Raw genomic sequence first — 17980 nt, forward strand, 5'->3', positions numbered from 1 at the left:
ACGGGTGAGAGGGCGATTCAAATATCCCTAGTATTGATATAACATACGCGCCCTTTGTTAGAGTCCGCCCAGAGATGAGAATTTAAGATGCCGTTTGCCTTAGGACAACGTTGGATAAGTGATACCGAGTCAGAGCTTGGTTTAGGAACAGTCGTACAAGTTGAAGGCCGTATGGTCACAGTGTTATTCCCTGCGACTGGTGAGAACCGCATGTTCTCGCGCAACGAAGCCCCCCTGACCCGTGTCATATACAACCCTGGCGATACGGTTGAAAGCCATGAAGGCTGGAGCCTCGCGGTTGAAGAACTCACCGAAAAAGACGGCCTCGTCGTCTACCACGGTATCCACAGCGAAACGGGCGAAAAAGCCAGCCTGCGTGAGACTCTGTTAAACCACAATATTCGCTTTAACAAACCGCAGGATCGCCTGTTTGCCGGTCAGATTGACCGCCTCGACCGTTTCGGCATTCGTTATCAATGCCAGTTACTGCGTCATCAATTGGCGACCTCAGATTTACTCGGCTTACAGGGTCCACGCGTCGGTCTTATCCCCCACCAGATGTGGATTGCCCATGAAGTGGGTCGCCGTTATGCGCCGCGTGTATTGCTGGCCGACGAAGTGGGTTTAGGTAAAACCATCGAAGCGGGTCTGATTATCCATCAACAACTGCTCACAGGCCGCGCCGAGCGGGTGCTGATCATTGTGCCGGATACCCTGCGCCATCAGTGGTTAGTGGAAATGCTGCGCCGCTTTAACCTGCGCTTCTCGGTATTTGATGAAGACCGTTGTGTTGAAGCCTTTGCCGATCATGACAACCCTTTCTACACCGAGCAGTTAGTGATTTGTTCCCTCGAATTACTGCGTAAAAAGAAACGTCTCGACCAAGCACTCGATGCCGATTGGGATCTGCTGGTCGTCGACGAAGCCCACCACTTAGAGTGGACCGAAGAAGCCCCGAGCCGTGCCTACCAAGTGGTTGAAGCATTGAGCGAAGTGGTGCCAGGGGTATTATTGCTGACCGCAACGCCGGACCAACTCGGCCATGAGAGCCACTTTGCGCGCCTGCGTTTGCTCGACCCAGATCGTTTCTACGACTACGATGCCTTCCTCGCCGAAGAAAACAGCTACAAAGATGTCGCCGTTGCCGCCGAAGCCTTAGCGGGCGACGGAAAATTATCCGATGCCGCCATCAACAGCCTCACCGAATTACTCAGCGAGAAAGACATAGCGCCGAGCATTCGGTTAATTCAAGCCGAAGATATCGACAGCGAACTGCAACAAGCGGCCCGCAGCGAGTTGCTGCAAGAATTGCTCGATCGCCACGGCACTGGCCGCGTGCTTTATCGCAACAGCCGCGCCTCGGTAAAAGGCTTCCCGAAACGTATTTTCAACGCCTATCCCCATGCAATGCCTGAGCAGTATCTCACTGCTGCCCGTGTGAATGAGATGATGGGTGGCCGTAAGACCTTAGAAGCAAAAGCAGCACAAGCCCTAAGCCCTGAAAAGCTCTACCAAGAATTTGAAGATAACAGCGCCAGTTGGTGGAAATTCGATCCTCGCGTGGATTGGTTAATCGAGTTCTTAAAATCGCACCGCAGCAAGAAAGTGCTGATCATCGCCAGCGGCGCCGATACCGCCCTGAGCTTAGAAGAAGCCCTGCGTACCCGTGAAGGCATCCAAGCCACAGTCTTCCACGAAGGCATGTCGATCATCGAGCGCGACAAGGCGGGAGCCTACTTCGCCCAGGAAGAAGGCGGCGCTCAGGCGCTAATCTGTTCAGAAATCGGCTCCGAAGGACGTAACTTCCAGTTCGCCAGCCACTTAGTGCTGTTCGATCTGCCATTAAACCCAGATTTATTAGAACAACGTATCGGCCGTTTAGACCGTATTGGTCAAAAGAACGATATCCAAATTCACCTGCCTTATCTGCAAGATACGGCGCAGGAGCGTCTGCTCAACTGGTATCATCAAGGCCTGAATGCCTTCGAGCTGACCTGTCCAAGTGGCCATGTGCTGTACAGTGAATTTGCCGAAGATCTGTTAAACGTTCTCGTCGGCGGGGATGAAGATGAGTTAACCAATCTGCTCAACCACACTCAGAGCCGTTACAAAGAACTGAAACACGCTATGGAGCAAGGCCGCGATAAGCTGCTTGAAATCAACTCCCACGGCGGCGATAAGGCCAAGGCGATTGTCGAACGTTTAGCCCAAAGCGATCAGGACACTAAGCTGATTGGTTCGGTGATCCGCTTGTGGGACATTATCGGTGTCGATCAAGAAGATAAAGGTGAAAACTCTATCATTCTGCGCCCAAGCGAACACATGATGTTCCCAACCTATCCGGGCCTGCATGAGGATGGCGTAACGGTCACCTTCGACCGTGATACCGCGCTGTCCCGTGATGATATCGCCCTGATCACTCAAGAACATCCGTTAGTACAAACAGGCTTAGATCTGATCACCGGCTCTGACACTGGCACGACGAGCGTCGCGATTTTGAAAAACAAAGCCTTACCCGCAGGCACCCTGTTCTTAGAACTGATTTATATGGCGGATGCCTCGGCGCCTAAATCGAGCCAGTTATATCGTTATCTGCCACCAACGCCTATTCGCGTACTGCTGGATAAAAACGGTAACGATTTGTCAGCTAAGGTGGATTACACCAGCTTTGACAAACAGTTAAGCGCGGTTAACCGCCATATTGGCAGCAAGTTAGTCACAGCTTCACAACCGATTCTGCATCCGTTATTTGCTAAGGGTGAAGAATATGCCCAAGCCGCGGTGAACGAGTTAGTGGCGCAGGCGCGTGAGAAAATGACCAGCCAACTGACCGGCGAATTAGACCGTTTAGAATCCTTGAAAGCGGTTAACCCGAATATCCGTGAGGAAGAGTTAGAGTACCTGCGTAATCAAATGCAGGAACTGAGCACTTACCTCGACGCGAGTCAGCTACAGCTCGATGCGATCCGTATGGTATTGGTGAGCCACGTCTAATCCGTAATAACGGTAAGCAAGAACCTCCTCAGGTTCGCTTAAGCGAATATGCAAACGCCCAGCAAATGCTGGGCGCTTTTATTTTCTCTTTCCGACTTTACAATAAGTATGGCTATGGACTGGATCTAGGGCGCTGCTATGCGCGGTAGCCGTCACGACCTCAAGCAAAAATTGCTTCTGCTACGCCGCTTCAGGTTATACTCTAGCTAATTGAATTTATGAGACTACACAGGTGGTTATCAATTCTATGGCGCGTATTATCTCCTCGGTATTGGGCCTAGCCTTAGCTCTCGCCAGTGCGAGCTTATTCGCCGCCGATCCCAGCACTCAAGCGCCAGACCCCAATACTCAGGCACCTGAAACAAGTACTCAGGCACCTGAATCCAGCCCGCAGACGCCAGAATCTACTACTCAGGCGCCAGAGACGACTCCCCAGAACGCCGAGACGAGCCAGCCTAGCACAGCGCCCAAGGGGCAAGCTGCGGCGAAAAGAACGAGCAACTATTTACCCGCCAATGAAATTAAGCAGATCACCATAGATGATCAGCCGCTCGAACTCTTAGTCCGTTCATGGGAAGGCCGCAAAAAACTCGGCGCCGCGATTATTTTACCCGCCACCAATGGCACCGCCGATGCGCCCGGATTAATGGCCTTTGTCAGACGTAATATCAATGCGGCCGGCTGGGCCAGTTTAAGCCTTACCCCGCCCACAGAGCCGCCCGCCCCCAACTTTGCCACCCCGGCGACCGAAGTGACCTCCGCAGGTTCGGCGCAGTTAAGCAGCCCTTCGAATAAACCGAGCCAAAAAGTAAAACCCGAGCAGAGCAATAAGCATCTGCTTGAGCAGGAAGACTTTTTAGTCAAAAGCATGTCACAGCTCGACAGCGTTGGCACCGACTTCCCCGGTAAACGAGTGTTGATCACCGCAGATCAAAGTGCGGGATTATTGATAAGCCTATTAAGCCAAAAGAAAATTGCCGATCCAGATGTATTAATCGTCATCAATCCCTACAGCGAAGATGAGGCGCGTAACCAAGCCATCGCCGAGAAACTGGCGAAGCTCACTATGCCGATACTCGATATTCAATCACCCGATGGTCACCCCGCATCGTTAGAAACGGCAGAGCAACGCAAAAGCCTCGCCGTGACGTTAGAAGCGCCGAATTATCGGCAAACGACATTGGCATTAAATCTGGATAACGAGAGTGCATGGCAGAATTGTTTAAGCGCCATTAGGGGATTCGCCGCCCGTATGAGCGGCGCCAATTGAGGTCAAGTCTTTCTAAAGCTTAAGCAATCCGTTGTTATGCGTTATCTAGATAGAATGATGTCACTACCAACCCGATTGGCGATCTTGATAGGCTTTATTGGGCTCCTTTAGCTGACGAGTCGCCGCAATCGCGCGATTTTTCCCGAGTAACAGTCTCACTTGGCTCCACGACTCACGGCATAGCAGTGCACGAATCGACGCCGTCCAACTGCGGTTGATGCTCAACTTAATCGCCGCTGCGGCATCGGGGGAGGTATTGAGAAGCTCCTGAGCCAATTGCTGCGCGCTTAACATGGGATTATCACTTAGCTGAGTCACTAGCCCTAAGCGACTAGCCTCTTCGCCCGACAACACTTTGGCCGTCAGACTGAGTAACATTGCCTGATCCTTGGGCATGATTTGCCTGAGCGCCACTAAGCCCGCCATATCCGGCACTAGCCCCCATTTGGCTTCCATAATAGATAACTTGCTGTCTGGGCTCGCAATTCTAACATCCGCACCTAAGGCGATTTGCATGCCGCCGCCATAGCAGCAGCCTTCTAACACCGCAATTACTGGCACGGGTAAACGCTGCCAGCCAAGGGAGACTCTCTGCGCTAAGTTGGCATTGCCTGGCAACCATTTAAACAGCAATTTAAATGCCTGCATCGGTGCCGACATCACACTCTTTACGTCCAGCCCCGAGCTAAAATGACCTCCGGCTCCAGATAAAATCACCAATCGAATACGCGAATTTGATTTAATACGTTTGATCGCTTTATCCAACTCGCTAAACATTAAATAATTAATTGCATTATATTTTTCTGGTCGATTGAGCTGGACATAAGCAATGCCATTCTCAATCGTTACTTGCACACAAGGCTCACTCATGAAATATTCCGTTACTGGTCAGGCCAGAACAAATGTTAACACGTTTGGAATAATTCACCAAAGGATGTAACATAAGGCTAATTTTTGACATGAGTCAAAATATTGTCAGCTGTCATTAAGTATTAGTGAGTGATTATGCTAGGCTCAGGTTGAAGCCTAATAACTTCAGAAGTGTGAACCCTTTATGTTCAATCATGGATGCAATTTGCACCTACTTATAAGTATTCATCTCTGAACATCAATCGCATTGAAGCGGCTCTTATCTACAGATGTGTCAAACCGACTGTAGCCATCCTTTGGGTGAATTAAGCGTATAAATACTCGCAAAAACATACATTCTGTTTGCGATAGATAAACGAAATTCGATTGGATTATCCAAGGTCTTTTACCCTTAACGCTTAGGGTTAATTGGGTAAACAGATGGAATTAGTAAATAAAATCTATAGGTTACATATAGATGATATAAATCAAACTTGCCCGAAGAGCTTAATTCGTCATTCAAAGATTAAGAATTAGTGTTATCTTCAATAAATGGGCAAATAAGGATCTGTAGTCAGCATGACAATCTCTGTACTCATCTGTGACGATTCCGCCATGGCGCGCAAGCAAATGGCTCGTACCCTACCAAAAGAATGGGATGTCGAGATCACCTACGCCACCAATGGTGCCGAAGGCTTAGATGCGATTCGCGCAGGTAAAGGCGAAGTCGTCTTCCTCGATCTCAATATGCCAGTCATGGATGGTTACGAAGTGCTGCAGACCGTGCAGCAAAACGATCTCCCCGCGCTGATTATTGTGGTCTCGGGAGATATTCAGATCAAAGCCCATGAAAGGGTTAAAGCCTTAGGCGCATTGGATTTTATTCAAAAGCCCGTCAGTGCCGACGCCATCAGTAATATCCTGCAGGAATACGGCATCCTCACCTTAACGCAGAAAGAGCAGGCGGAAGACACGCCGATGATCAAAGTCGATATGCGTGATGCCTGCCAAGAGATCGCCAACGTCGCCATGGGGCGCGCCGCCGATCTGCTAGCCAAGCTCCTCGATGTTTTTGTCCTCTTGCCTATCCCAAATGTGAACGTACTCGAAGTCAGCGAGCTGACGATGGCGCTCAAAGCGACAGAAGAAAGCTCAACAGTATCAGCCCTCTGCCAAGGATTTATTGGCGCAGGCGTGGCGGGAGAAGCCCTGCTGTTATTCCACGATTCTAGCTTTCAAGACATGGCAAAACTCATGGGGCTGGCCAATCCCGAGGACATCAGCACTGAGATAGAAGTGTTGATCGACACAGGCAACGTGTTGATTGGTGCCTTCCTGAACGGGATCTCAGAGCAGCTCGATATGAAGTTCAGCCAGGCTCACCCTGTAGTGCTAGGCCGCCACTGTACGGTGAACGATCTTATCCATGATAACTCGGAAAAATGGCACAGAACCTTAGCAATGGAGATTAACTATCGTATTGAAAACCATAATGTTCAATGCGATTTGTTACTGCTATTTACCGAAGACTCTATTCCGACGCTCAGTTATAAGCTCGGTTATTTACTCGATTAATCAGTTGGATTTTACCTTATGTCAAACGATCAAAGCGCAATGAACGAACTCCATTGGCTTATCGATATGGTGCAAACCATCGAAGTGGGTCTAGTGGTATTAGATCGCGATTATAATATCCAACTGTGGAATGGCTTTATGGAGAACCATAGCGGCGTATCCCCTAATTCGATTAAAGGGCAGAACCTGTTCACCCGTTTCCCTGAGCTACCAGCGACTTGGTTAAAGCAAAAGATGGAATCGGTTTTTATGCTGAAAAATCGAGCCTTTATCAGCTGGGAACAAAGACCCTACGTGTTTCAGTTTAAAAACTACCGCCCGATTACCGGACGGGCCGATTTTATGTACCAGAACGTGACGCTGTTACCTCTGGCCTCATTAACCGGAAAAATCACTCATATCAGCGTGATTATTTATGATGTCACCGACATCGCCGTCAACAAGTTACAGCTCAAGGCCGCCAACGAGCAGTTAGAACGCCTCAGCCAAACCGATGGCCTGACACAGCTGCATAATCGTCGCCATTGGCAACAATGTTTAGAGCATGAATTTGACCTCTACGCCCGTTATTCTGGGATGGCGAGTCTGGTCATGATAGACATAGACCATTTCAAAAATATCAACGATACCTATGGCCATGTCGCTGGGGATAAGGTTATTCAGCATATTGCCCATATCTTAAGCCATTCACTGCGGGAGACAGATTGTGTCGGCCGTTATGGTGGCGAGGAGTTTGCGGTGGTCATGCCCAATACCTGTGGCGCCGATGCCCTCAACTTTACCGAGCGTTTGCGGGAAAGAATTGCCGACTCCACTATTGTGTATGAAGGGCTGAAAATAAAAGTCACAGTGAGCCTTGGCGTGTGCGAAATCGGCAAACATATTACTAGCAGTTCTGGCTGGATTTCCTGTTCAGACAAAGCCTTATATGAGGCGAAACAGAAAGGCCGTAATTGCAGCATCCTACATACGGCGCAAACCTCTGCCTAATCCTCTGCCTAGTAAAGCAAAAAGCCCATCATAGATGGGCTTTTTATTATTCGTTTAATTCCGGCAATTAGTGCGGAAAACCATCGTCTTCTTCGTCATCACCTTCTTCATCGTCGATTTCATCGCCAACGAAGTAAGTGCCCCAACCGTCGTAATCCACTTTTTGCTTAGCCGCGAGTTGCAGTAACTGCTCTGTCGCTTTATCCAGTAATGGCACTTCCAACTTGTGGTAAGCAATAGCATCAAAACAGAAAATCACTGAGCCATCTTCCAGCTCCATTTCTTCGGCGTCGTTGACTTCAAAACCGAGTTTGAATGCATCAACGGCAGCTTTTTCTAAGCGGTCGAAGTTGCTAGATGAGAAATGGTGCTCAATGGTGTATTCCGCATCTGGCTCTGAGCCATCGTCAAGCAGGGCTTGCACTATGTCACGATTCTCGGCAAGTTGGGCTTTTAATTGACTTTCAATAGACATGGATTTGTCTCCGTTAAGGTAAAACTGGCTCAAATTGGCGCTATTATACGTCATCGCCTTCGAGAGTTTTACCCATTAATGTTGCCGCTTCACGATTTATCTCGTTAAATTTTGCCGACATAGTCTCATACACTTGGGCAGAAAAAGCCTTCACATCGGCTTTGTCTAACCCTTCGGTCGGAATAGGCGCCATCATCTCGATGATCACCACACCATTATCCCAACGGTTTAAATTAATATGGCTCTGGCAAGAGGCGAGCACTGGCACTATAGGTACCCCTGCGGCAATCGCAGTGTGGAAAGCACCAGCCTTAAAAGGCAGCAGGCCGCGGCCACGTGAGCGGGTACCCTCGGGGAAAATCCACACTGATAAACGGTTCTGCTTAATCTTTTCTGCAGTTTTAGCCATGGTATCGAAGGCGCTGTTTCGATTTTTTCTATCGATCAGAATATTGCCCGATAACCAGTAGATCTGCCCAAATAGCGGGATCCACACTAAGCTCTTTTTGCCTAAGCTGACAGTGCTTTTCGGCACGGCTTTAGTATGAGTGAACAAGTCGAAGTTATTTTGATGGTTCCCTAAAAAGATATAGGGGCCATCCTGAATCTCTTTATGCCGACGCACTATGACTTTAAGCCCGAGAATAGGGGCGACGGATGAGAAGATCTTGGCGAACATATGTACATTGTCACGGTGACGGGGTCGCAACAAGCAGACCAAACCACCAAAAATAAACGCGAGTAACAATGACACAGCCAACAACACAGATCTGACGAGTAACAGCACGACATACTCCAAGGATGAAAGTGGCGACAGTATAGCCACCCAGCCCTAGGGACTCAATATAATGTTTACATCTGTAAGCTGAGTTGCTAACAATCCAAACAAAAGCCCATCGGTACTCGCGCAATCATGCACGACGATGGGCTTTTAAATCAATATCTAAGCTTAAACCGCTAAGCTAAAAACCTAGTTTGCGACCTGGCGCATTGCCGCGGTTTTACTTAAGCCTAAACGGAAAACCAAGGCACTAAGGGCCAAAGTCGCGACAATTGCCGCGCCGCTCGGTAAGTCCAACGTTGCCGAGAGCACCAGCCCCAGCAAGTAACCCATAAGGCCGACCAGATAAGCGTAAAATAGGCTGTTTTTACCTTGGTATTTGTTGAGCGCAAGTGCTGGCAAAATGAGGGTGCTAAACACTAAATAGACCCCAACCAGCTCTACAGACAAGGTGATCACCAGCGCAAATAGCAGATAGAATCCCGCACCGTTTAAGATTTGTGGCCGCAAGAATATCACCGCTAACACAGCCGCATACACCACTGTCGGCAACACTAATTGCGACCAACTCACCCAAAGGATCTGGCCCGACATCAATTGCTTCAACAGCTCAGCCCCGTGGGGATCGTTCGCCAGCAATAGCATGGCCGCCACCGCCGACAACACGTAAAAGCAACCTATCATCGCCTCTAGCTCGCCCGCCATACGCTTGGATAACCAAGCGATAAATCCCGCCCCCGCAAGGGCGAATAAGGCTGGCATCCACACATTAGAAAATGGCATATTCTCTAACCTGTGGTCCATATGTGCCACAATCGCCCCTAACGCGGCGACTTGCGCAATGGCTAAATCGATAAAGATGATCCCACGCTTAAGCACTTGTTTACCAAGTACAATATGCGTTGAGAGCACTAAGATCCCCGCAGCTAGTGCTGGCAGCAGGATCGACATCAGTTCCAGATCCAACATAAGCTTATTTCACCCCGTTTAAGAGGGAAATGGCATTGTCGTAGAGGCTAAAGAGATCTTGGCTGGCATCGTTACCCCCTACCGACATTGGCAACATCAGCACAGGCAGATTGGCCTTTTCGCCCAACCAGTTAGCACCACGTTCATCCTGATAGGAAGCCACAACTACCGCCAGAATATCCTTCTGCTCGGCGCGGCTGAGCAGACTCGCCAAGTGGCCGCTGGTTGGTGCCAAACCGGGTTTAGGCTCTAAATCAGCAACTTGCTCTATGCCTAACCAGTTAAACAAGTATCTAAAACTGGTGTGATAAGCGATGACTTTTTTGCCTTTTAACGCTTTGGCTTGCTCTTCCCAGCGAGGAATAGCCGCCTGCCAACGTGAACTAAAGTCCGCTAAGGCCTTTTGATAATTCGCCGCCTCACTTGGATCCAGCTGACTCATCTTGGCACTCAGTGCATTGGCGACAGTGAGCAAACGATTGGGATCGAAGTGAATATGCGGATTCCCCTTGGCATGCACATCCCCGATGCTGCGGTCCACACTCGCTAATTTATCTAAGGTATCGATTTGATCTGCGGCGAAAAACAGCCCCTGATCGGTAGAGCGAACCTTAGCGTTAGCCGACTTCATTTGCAGCATTGGCAACCAACCGATTTCTAAATCGGCGCCCGCACAGACCACCAGATCCGCTTGGCGCATTTTAGCGATCAAACTCGGACGAGCCTGCACTTGATGCGGATCCTGCAGGGCCGTGGTTGCCGAATAAATGTTGGCATTTGGAGCCAGCTCTTTTGCCAGTGCGGCATACTCGGGTTCACAGGCAAACACATTAAGCTCAGCATGGGCAAAGCCTGAACAAGCGATAGACAGGGCCGCTGCGGCCGCTTTAACAAAATTAGAATTGATGCGCACCGTGAGCCCCCAGAGACATAATGTATTGAATAGTGAAAACATTGTCGTCTTCGATTCCATCGAAGTTAGTTCCCTTCTGATTGGTGTACTGGAAACGTACCGTCGAGAAATGGCTCGAATGCCACGCCAGACTCACCTCAGATTCCTTTAACTTCTGTCCATGGAAATGATCGCCATGGAGCTCTTGGGTATCCACCTCGCCGTAACGCACACCTGCAGACCAGCTTGGCGTGAATTGATACACGCTGCTTAGATACCAACCTTGATGATAGTCCTTGCTCGGCGCATCCTCAGGATGCAGGTCGCTCGGCACAAAGTCAGTCACGCGGTAATACTCACCGCTCAGGGTCAGGTTTTGGTATTTATAGTTGCCATTTGGCGCCCATTTATACACAAAATCAGCACCATAGGTGTTTTTACCTGTGTAAGATGCCGCGTGGCTATGGTCATGGCCTTCCTCGGCCGCTTCATCTTCGTGCTCGTCACCCTCTTCATGGGCAGTGACTTGACCATTTTCATTACGAAGGTAGCTTAATCCGGCTTGCCATGAGCTGTTGTCACCAATGTCGCCACCGATTTTTGAGTATAAGGTGTACACGCCTACGTTTTTAAACTCACGCTCACCGTGTTCATCGGCGGCGCGCATGCTCTCGCCTTTAAAGGCTTCGGCACCTATGGTCCAATACAGATCCGTTGGCGCCACAAAGTTTAAGCGCACACCATCATCAAAGTAATGGCCGCCGAAAAATGCGCGGTAAGCAATTGGGCGATCGGTGAATGAATCGGTATGTAAATGCTGGTTATTTAAATAACCGATATCCGAGAGGAAACGTCCGCCACGGATTGAAAAGCCCGCTGGCATCGCCATGGTTTGGATAAAAGCCTCTTCGAGATTGAGCTCAGTTTCACCATCGTGCATCTCAACAACAGCGGTCACTTTGCCGTAGAACATGTCGTCGATATTGGCACTCATCGCCAGCTCAGTTTCACCTAAGCCAAAGCCTTCGGCGGTTTCAGCCAATGGGCGCTCGGCCGTTTGGTAGTAGCCATTGAGTACTGCGCTAATCGCAGGGTTGGTAAGGCTCGAATCTTCCGCTAACAGTGCTGGCGAAACGAAGGCGCACGCCAAGGCCACCAAAGAAATTCGGTTGTTCAAAACAGTCATGATATCTCCAAAATACAACTAGCACTCGATGACTGAGCAAAGTCACCAAGAAATACAATAAGTTAAAATGTAAAAGTTGATTTAACGGAGAACTGGCGGCGCGCGGCTTAGGTAAACACTGACGTGTTTAGAGAAGGTAATGGGTAAGACAAACTCACAAACATCGAATCGCTGTATCGCTAAATCAAGCTTAAGCGGCTGGGTGAGCAGAATTTTATTCAGCTGATGTTGATGGAAGCACAGGGTACAGTGCGTCTTTGCCCCATCATCAAGGTGGGTCACACTATGGGCTGAGGCAACAAAAGACAGCAACACCAATACGGCGGCAAGCCATATCGAAATTGTGCGTCTTATGTGACTGTGCAGTCTCACTCAGTCGTCCCCATAGTAAAAAAGTGGCACAAGTTTAAGTCAGGCCACTAGCAAGTTGCAATAAGGTAATAGGCGCCCAATGCGTTACAAGATATTTACCATTGCAACTTTAGGATGAAAAACGCACAACAAAAAACCGGCTCAAGTTGGCAAAAAGAGTTATTTAAGATTAGCTTAAGTCAGTAAAACTATGATGTGCTCGGTGTGATACCCGCTCAATCTAGAATCCATTCAATCCAGCAAAAGGCAACCAAAATGCTAGCATTTTTTCGTGAAAACTTAGGATTAATCTTAGGGATAGTGATTTTCGGCGCAGTAATTTTGGGTGGTATTTATTACGTAGAACACTCATTAGAGAGTCAAGAACAGGTTGTTCAATAGCCAAGCTCTAGTCTAAACCAAGTTGAGCCTGTGCGATAAAACCTGCGCGGCTCCACTCGGTTAATCCAATCCCCTCGCCTCTAGCGATACTTTTGCCGTTGATCGCTATCGTCTTCTTTCTCTGGTGCCTCAATCGTTTGCAATTGATCCATAAAATGGCTTACCAGCAGCAACATCACACAGAAGATCATCACAGGGATCAAAAAATGCCGGGTCGAAGCATCGAAGTAGCTGTATAGGCCTGTAGCTACACTCGCATAAAAGCCAAAAAGTTTTAGCTTCAATAATTTAGGGTTATGCCCCAGCCATGCTGAACAATGGGGACATTGCACTTGAGCGTGAAAACCTTTGCCACGCTGTTGGGTAATTTGAGCAATTTTAATTGACTGATGGCAATGGGAGCACAGCATTTACGGTACATTCCTAACTATGGGGCGCTAAGTTTATCAGATCCTCATCCCATTCAGTCGAACTAATTAGCCCTCAAGTTTCAAAACCTCCCTCAAGAGCTTAAAGCTGCCAAGCAGCGCACAATTTTTGTACTCAAGCAGCATTTTATGCTGTTGCGATTTTACAGTGTTTCGCGCACCTCCTATTATGTACCTACCTATTTTTATTGAAGATAACGCCTATGCGCCGCTCACTCATATTAATACTTGCCCTAAGCTTTCCCCTGCTATTGAGTACCGAAGTTTTCGCGACGGATGCAGAACCAGTCGCCGCCACGCAAACTGCGCCAATCCCGAATGAAGCTCAAGTTGAGCTCACAACATTACAGGCAGCCATTAAAGAAGATATTGCGCGCTTAGCTCAGTCCCAGGGTGAATTGCGTACGATTGTTGAATATCGCATTCAAAATAAGACCTTACAGTTACGCAATAAAATTAAATTACTGCTCGAAGATGGTAACTACGACAAAGCCTTTATGTTGGCATTGGTGCAAGAGCAGCTTAAGTTTAATGAAAAAATCAACGACTACTTCAATGATAATGTGACCAAGTTGTCCCACAAACTCGGCACGGCGGATGATGAGTCGACCCTGCTCGAGATCTCAAAGCGCGAGCTCGATAAGGACAATAACTACAAGCAACGACTGGAGACCTTAAACTGGCTCAGCCAAATGGGCGAAGATGTCGCAGCGCAAAAAAACGAGCTGACCCAAATCCTCTTAGGCCGCGCCGATAACTTCGATAGTTTTGTTACCTTCACTCAGCAACAGTTACAAAATGCAGTCAACGCTGCCACCAATGCGGGTAAAGACGTGACTGCAGCGCAAACCAGTCGCGTTATGCAACTGAAGGACAGATTGGCGCTCAACAGCCAGAGCCTTAGCATAGATATCGACTTACTCGATGCGCTAGAGCAAAACACCGCCTCACTGAAAAAGACCCTGTTCAGTATCTCAGGTGATATCACCCAGGATGTCTTAAGCATCGATGTGGCCTCAAGCTTAGTCGAGCAATGGCTACATACCGCTAAAGAGCAGGCCATTAACCATGGCCCCACCTTAGTCTTTAAGTTATTTATCTTCTGTCTGATCCTGTTTGTCGCAAGCCTTGCGGGCAAGCTGGCGAAGAAGATTGTCCGTAATACCGTCAGTAACTCTAAGTTAAATTTCAGTAAGTTACTGCAAGATTTCTTTACCTCGCTCTCGGGCAAAGCGGTCTTTACTATCGGCGTGCTGATTGCCCTGTCCCAGCTTGGCATAGAGTTAGGCCCGTTATTGGCAGGCTTTGGTATCGCCGGTGTGATTATCGGTTTCGCCCTGCAGGATTCACTCTCGAACTTTGCTTCGGGCATGATGATTTTGATCTATCGCCCCTACGATGTGGGCGATCTGATTAACGCCGCAGGTGTTACGGGGCGCGTAAGCCATATGAGCCTAGTTTCCACCACAATTAAAACGCTAGATAATCAAAGGCTTATCATTCCAAACAATAAGATTTGGGGCGATACCATTAACAATATTACAGCCGAGCACCAACGCCGCGTCGACATGACCTTCGGCATTGGCTATGGCGACAATATTGAGCAGGCCGAAGCCGTGCTCAAGTCGATTGTTGAGGCGCATCCTAAGGTGCAAAAAATCCCTGCACCAACCATTAGACTGCATGTGTTAGGGGAATCCTCGGTCGACTTTATCGTCCGTCCTTGGGCCAAACCCGAAGATTATTGGGATGTATATTGGGATATTACCCGCGAAGTGAAAATGCGCTTCGATGCCGAGGGCATTAGCATTCCTTTCCCGCAGCGCGATGTGCATATTTACCAAACCAATAAATAACGCATAGCCAACGCGAAAACGAAACAAAAGGCGCAATCCTAGATTGCGCCTTTTTCATTATATTCAAACTATTAACAGGTTAACCTAGGCCAATAATCTCGCCATCGGCGGCGATATCAATCTTTAAATAGCCGGGAACTAATCCAAGCCCAGGCATAGTCATCACATTCCCAACCAGCGCGGTAATAAATCCTGCCCCCGCATTTAACACTAACTCGCGCACAGGCACGGTAAAACCTTGCGGCACGCCTTTAAGTTGCGGGTCATGGCTAATGGATAAGGGTGTTTTCGCCATACAAACGGGTAAATGGGCGTAACCGAGGACACTGAGTTCCTGTAATTGCAGCTTAGCCGCCTCGGATAAACTCACCCCAGCAGCGCCATAGCCGACTTCGGCCAAGGTCGATAATTTCGCCTCAAGCGCCATGTCATCGGGATATAGCAGAGTAAATTCGTTTGGCTGCTCACAGGCGCGCATGACGGTTTGCGCCAAGACCAACGCCCCCGCTTCACCTTGGCTGAACGCCTCGCTAAGTTCGCAGCCAAAGGCAGCAGTGCCCGCAACGGCTTCCATTAACCAATTAAGCTCGGCATCCGTATCGGTTGCAAAGCGATTGATGGCCACCACAACGGGAATGCCGTAACGCGCCACATTGTTGATATGCCAGTTTAAATTGGCAAATCCCGCCTCGAGACGGGCTTGGTCGGGCGCATTGATATCTGCATCTGAAGTTAAGCCGCTATTGGCCTTCAGCGCCTTTAAGGTGGTGACTAATACCGCGGCGCTTGGAGTTAACCCCGACTGGCGCGCCTTGATATTACAAAACTTCTCAAACCCCATATCGGAGCCAAAACCGCCTTCCGTCACTACAAAATCGGCCAATTTTAAGGCGATATCATCGGCAATCACCGACGAGTTACCGTGGGCGATATTGGCAAAGGGCCCTGCGTGGATAAGACAAGGCGCACCGTTTAAAGTCTGCATCAAGGTAGGTTTTACCGCATCCGCCATGATCGCCGTCATCGCGCCGGCAACTCCAAGGTCTTCCGCGCTAATAGCCGCACCTTGGCGATTTACTGCCAGCACGAGCTTGCCAATACGCGCGCGCATATCTGCCAGATTACGGCTGAGCGCCAGAATAGCCATTAACTCAGAGGCGGCCGTAATATCAAAGCCAGAGGTGTAAGCGGGACCATTATTTTCACCCAGCCCGACTTCAATCTCACGTAAACAGCGATCGTTATGATCGAGCACTCGGTGCCAGCGGATGCCGTTAGGCGCTATATCTAGGTAATTCTGCCCGGACTGCTGCTCAAATTCGGCCTTGCCTAACCGCGTTTCATGGTACAGCCGAGAGGCTATCGCCGCCGCGCCCAGATTATGGGCACTGCTGACAGCATGAATGTCACCCGTTAAATGCAGATTCAGCTCCTGCATGGGCACCACTTGGGCGTAACCACCACCAGCGGCGCCGCCTTTCACTCCAAATACCGGGCCCATACTGGGCTGGCGAATACAGGCGCACACCTTGTTACCTAGCGCTTTGAGGGATTGGGTTAAACCAATGGTGGTGACGGTTTTGCCTTCGCCGTGGGGCGTTGGCGTCACGGCGGTGACAATGATCAGTTTACCCTGTTGCTGCTCAACTAAACGCTGCTGCACACGCAAATCGACCTTGGCTTTGGTCGTGCCAAATAGCTGCATCTCATCGGGTAATAACCCAAATTCGACGCCAAGCGCGGCAATATCTTTTAGGTGCGCGCGGCGCGAAATATCCATATCGGTTAGCATGGGGTCATCTCTCCCTTGGGTATTTTGGTATCCACGCTAGGCATGCAAGCTGGGAATACAAAATAGGTATGCAAAATCGGTAAGTATCAGCAACGGCTGATTGAATATGGCGGATATTAGGTGATTAGCTTTAAGATATATAGCCATCGAAAGGGTTAATGAGCGATTCCTTAATCTGCATCAAATAAATCGACTCGGGTCCTTTCCCCTACAAAATACAGATTCCCAAAAGAGAAACAACATGAGCGGATCCCCTTTTAGTTTTTCAGAGTTTGTTGCCGGCTTTTGGCGAATGCACAGTTGGCAAATATCACCTACCGAGCGGCTTAACCTGATAGAACAATATCTCGACCTAGGTGTGACCACTATGGATCACGCCGATATTTACGGCCAATACCAGTGCGAAACCTTGTTCGGCGAGGCGTTAGCGCTAAAACCCAGCTTAAGGCAGCAGATGCAATTGGTGAGCAAATGCGGCATTAAGCCCGCCTTCGATTGTCGTCCCGAGCGCTATGTAAACCATTACGACACCTCCAAGGCGCATATTATTGCCAGTGTTGAGCAATCACTAAAGCAGCTGAAAACCGATTATTTAGATCTGCTGCTGCTCCACAGACCCGATCCTTTAATGGACGCCGAGCAAGTGGCCGACGCCTTTGCTGACTTAAAACAAGCCGGCAAGGTACGATACTTTGGCGTATCTAACTTCACCAACGCGCAGTTTTCATTATTGCAGTCGAGATTAACTGACCCCTTAGTAACCAATCAAATCGAAATCTCACCGCTAACAATGGCGAGTTTGCACGATGGTACTCTCGATTTATGTCAGGAGCTGCGCATTCGGCCTATGGCTTGGTCGTGTTTGGGCGCCGGTAAGATCTTTGACAATAACCATCCGCAGGCCATTCGCCTGCAACAAACCTTAGCAATCATCGCCGATGAGATTGGCGCCCAAGATATCAGCCAAGTGATTTATGCCTGGGTGCGGATGTTACCGAGTCGGCCCGTACCGATTATCGGCAGTGGCAATATCGCGAGGATAAAAACGGCGGTGGCCGCGCAGTCACAGACCCTAGACAGACAGCAATGGTTTAGTATCTGGCAAGCATCAACCGGACACAGCGTGCCTTAGCACTGTAAACAACACCAACAAAAACGGCGCCTAAGGCG

15 protein-coding genes are annotated in these 17980 nt (G+C 49.1%); 6 read left to right on the forward strand and 9 right to left on the reverse strand.

The genetic code is table 11. The features are described 5' to 3' along the window. Positions 1 to 87: 87 nt before the first annotated feature. Together rapA and M0415_RS11315 are read left to right on the forward strand one after the other, a co-directional pair. On the forward strand, positions 88 to 2994 hold the full coding sequence (gene rapA, locus M0415_RS11310) for an RNA polymerase-associated protein RapA (protein ID WP_249553576.1): 2907 nt from the start codon (positions 88 to 90) through the stop codon (positions 2992 to 2994). Positions 2995 to 3241: 247 nt separating this feature from the next. Then, positions 3242 to 4264 (forward strand): DUF3530 family protein, encoded by a 1023-nt coding sequence (locus M0415_RS11315; RefSeq protein WP_249556573.1) that lies wholly within the window; start codon positions 3242 to 3244, stop codon positions 4262 to 4264. Positions 4265 to 4327: 63 nt separating this feature from the next. Here M0415_RS11315 and M0415_RS11320 read toward each other — a convergent pair whose 3' ends face one another. Next, positions 4328 to 5134, reverse strand: coding sequence for a crotonase/enoyl-CoA hydratase family protein (locus M0415_RS11320; protein ID WP_249553574.1), 807 nt, complete (start codon positions 5132 to 5134; stop codon positions 4328 to 4330). 558 nt (positions 5135 to 5692) lie between these two features. On the opposite strand from M0415_RS11320, the gene M0415_RS11325 reads away from it, so the two are divergent. Together M0415_RS11325 and M0415_RS11330 are read left to right on the forward strand one after the other, a co-directional pair. Next, positions 5693 to 6688: a response regulator gene (locus M0415_RS11325; protein WP_249553572.1), complete on the forward strand. Its 996-nt coding sequence runs from the start codon at positions 5693 to 5695 to the stop codon at positions 6686 to 6688. An 18-nt stretch (positions 6689 to 6706) separates the two neighbouring features. Further along, positions 6707 to 7678, forward strand: a complete 972-nt coding sequence (locus M0415_RS11330; protein WP_088211801.1) for a GGDEF domain-containing protein — start codon at positions 6707 to 6709, stop codon at positions 7676 to 7678. Positions 7679 to 7745: 67 nt separating this feature from the next. Here M0415_RS11330 and rraB read toward each other — a convergent pair whose 3' ends face one another. The 7 genes from rraB to M0415_RS11365 form a co-directional block, all read right to left on the reverse strand. Continuing rightward, positions 7746 to 8153, reverse strand: coding sequence for a ribonuclease E inhibitor RraB (gene rraB, locus M0415_RS11335; protein ID WP_011621372.1), 408 nt, complete (start codon positions 8151 to 8153; stop codon positions 7746 to 7748). Between the two features lie 43 nt (positions 8154 to 8196). After that, the gene (locus M0415_RS11340) at positions 8197 to 8940 is read right to left on the reverse strand and encodes a 1-acylglycerol-3-phosphate O-acyltransferase (protein ID WP_041412535.1); all 744 of its coding nucleotides are present in this window, start codon (positions 8938 to 8940) and stop codon (positions 8197 to 8199) included. Positions 8941 to 9123: 183 nt separating this feature from the next. Next, positions 9124 to 9903: a metal ABC transporter permease gene (locus tag M0415_RS11345; RefSeq protein WP_249553570.1), complete on the reverse strand. Its 780-nt coding sequence runs from the start codon at positions 9901 to 9903 to the stop codon at positions 9124 to 9126. Between the two features lie 4 nt (positions 9904 to 9907). After that, positions 9908 to 10816 (reverse strand): metal ABC transporter solute-binding protein, Zn/Mn family, encoded by a 909-nt coding sequence (locus M0415_RS11350; protein WP_249553568.1) that lies wholly within the window; start codon positions 10814 to 10816, stop codon positions 9908 to 9910. Next, on the reverse strand, positions 10800 to 11981 hold the full coding sequence (locus M0415_RS11355) for a porin family protein (RefSeq protein ID WP_088211806.1): 1182 nt from the start codon (positions 11979 to 11981) through the stop codon (positions 10800 to 10802). Before M0415_RS11355 ends, M0415_RS11350 begins: the two co-directional genes overlap by 17 nt. Before the next feature lie 81 nt (positions 11982 to 12062). Then, positions 12063 to 12353, reverse strand: coding sequence for an ABC-type zinc uptake system zinc chaperone (locus M0415_RS11360; protein WP_249553566.1), 291 nt, complete (start codon positions 12351 to 12353; stop codon positions 12063 to 12065). A 461-nt stretch (positions 12354 to 12814) separates the two neighbouring features. Further along, positions 12815 to 13144, reverse strand: a complete 330-nt coding sequence (locus M0415_RS11365) for a hypothetical protein (RefSeq protein ID WP_088211808.1) — start codon at positions 13142 to 13144, stop codon at positions 12815 to 12817. Between the two features lie 221 nt (positions 13145 to 13365). On the opposite strand from M0415_RS11365, the gene M0415_RS11370 reads away from it, so the two are divergent. Next, a complete protein-coding gene (locus M0415_RS11370; RefSeq protein ID WP_249553564.1) occupies positions 13366 to 15018 on the forward strand; it encodes a mechanosensitive ion channel family protein in 1653 nt (550 codons plus the stop codon). A gap of 79 nt (positions 15019 to 15097) precedes the next feature. Here M0415_RS11370 and M0415_RS11375 read toward each other — a convergent pair whose 3' ends face one another. After that, positions 15098 to 16810, reverse strand: a complete 1713-nt coding sequence (locus M0415_RS11375) for a formate--tetrahydrofolate ligase (RefSeq protein ID WP_249553562.1) — start codon at positions 16808 to 16810, stop codon at positions 15098 to 15100. A 241-nt stretch (positions 16811 to 17051) separates the two neighbouring features. On the opposite strand from M0415_RS11375, the gene M0415_RS11380 reads away from it, so the two are divergent. Next, positions 17052 to 17942 carry an aldo/keto reductase gene (locus M0415_RS11380; protein WP_249553560.1) on the forward strand — a complete coding sequence of 297 codons (891 nt, stop codon included), beginning with the start codon at positions 17052 to 17054 and terminating at the stop codon, positions 17940 to 17942. The last annotated feature ends 38 nt before the right edge of the window (positions 17943 to 17980 follow it).

Source organism: Shewanella sp. 10B (genome assembly GCF_023475885.1).
Classification (GTDB): Bacteria; Pseudomonadota; Gammaproteobacteria; order Enterobacterales; family Shewanellaceae; genus Shewanella; species Shewanella mangrovisoli.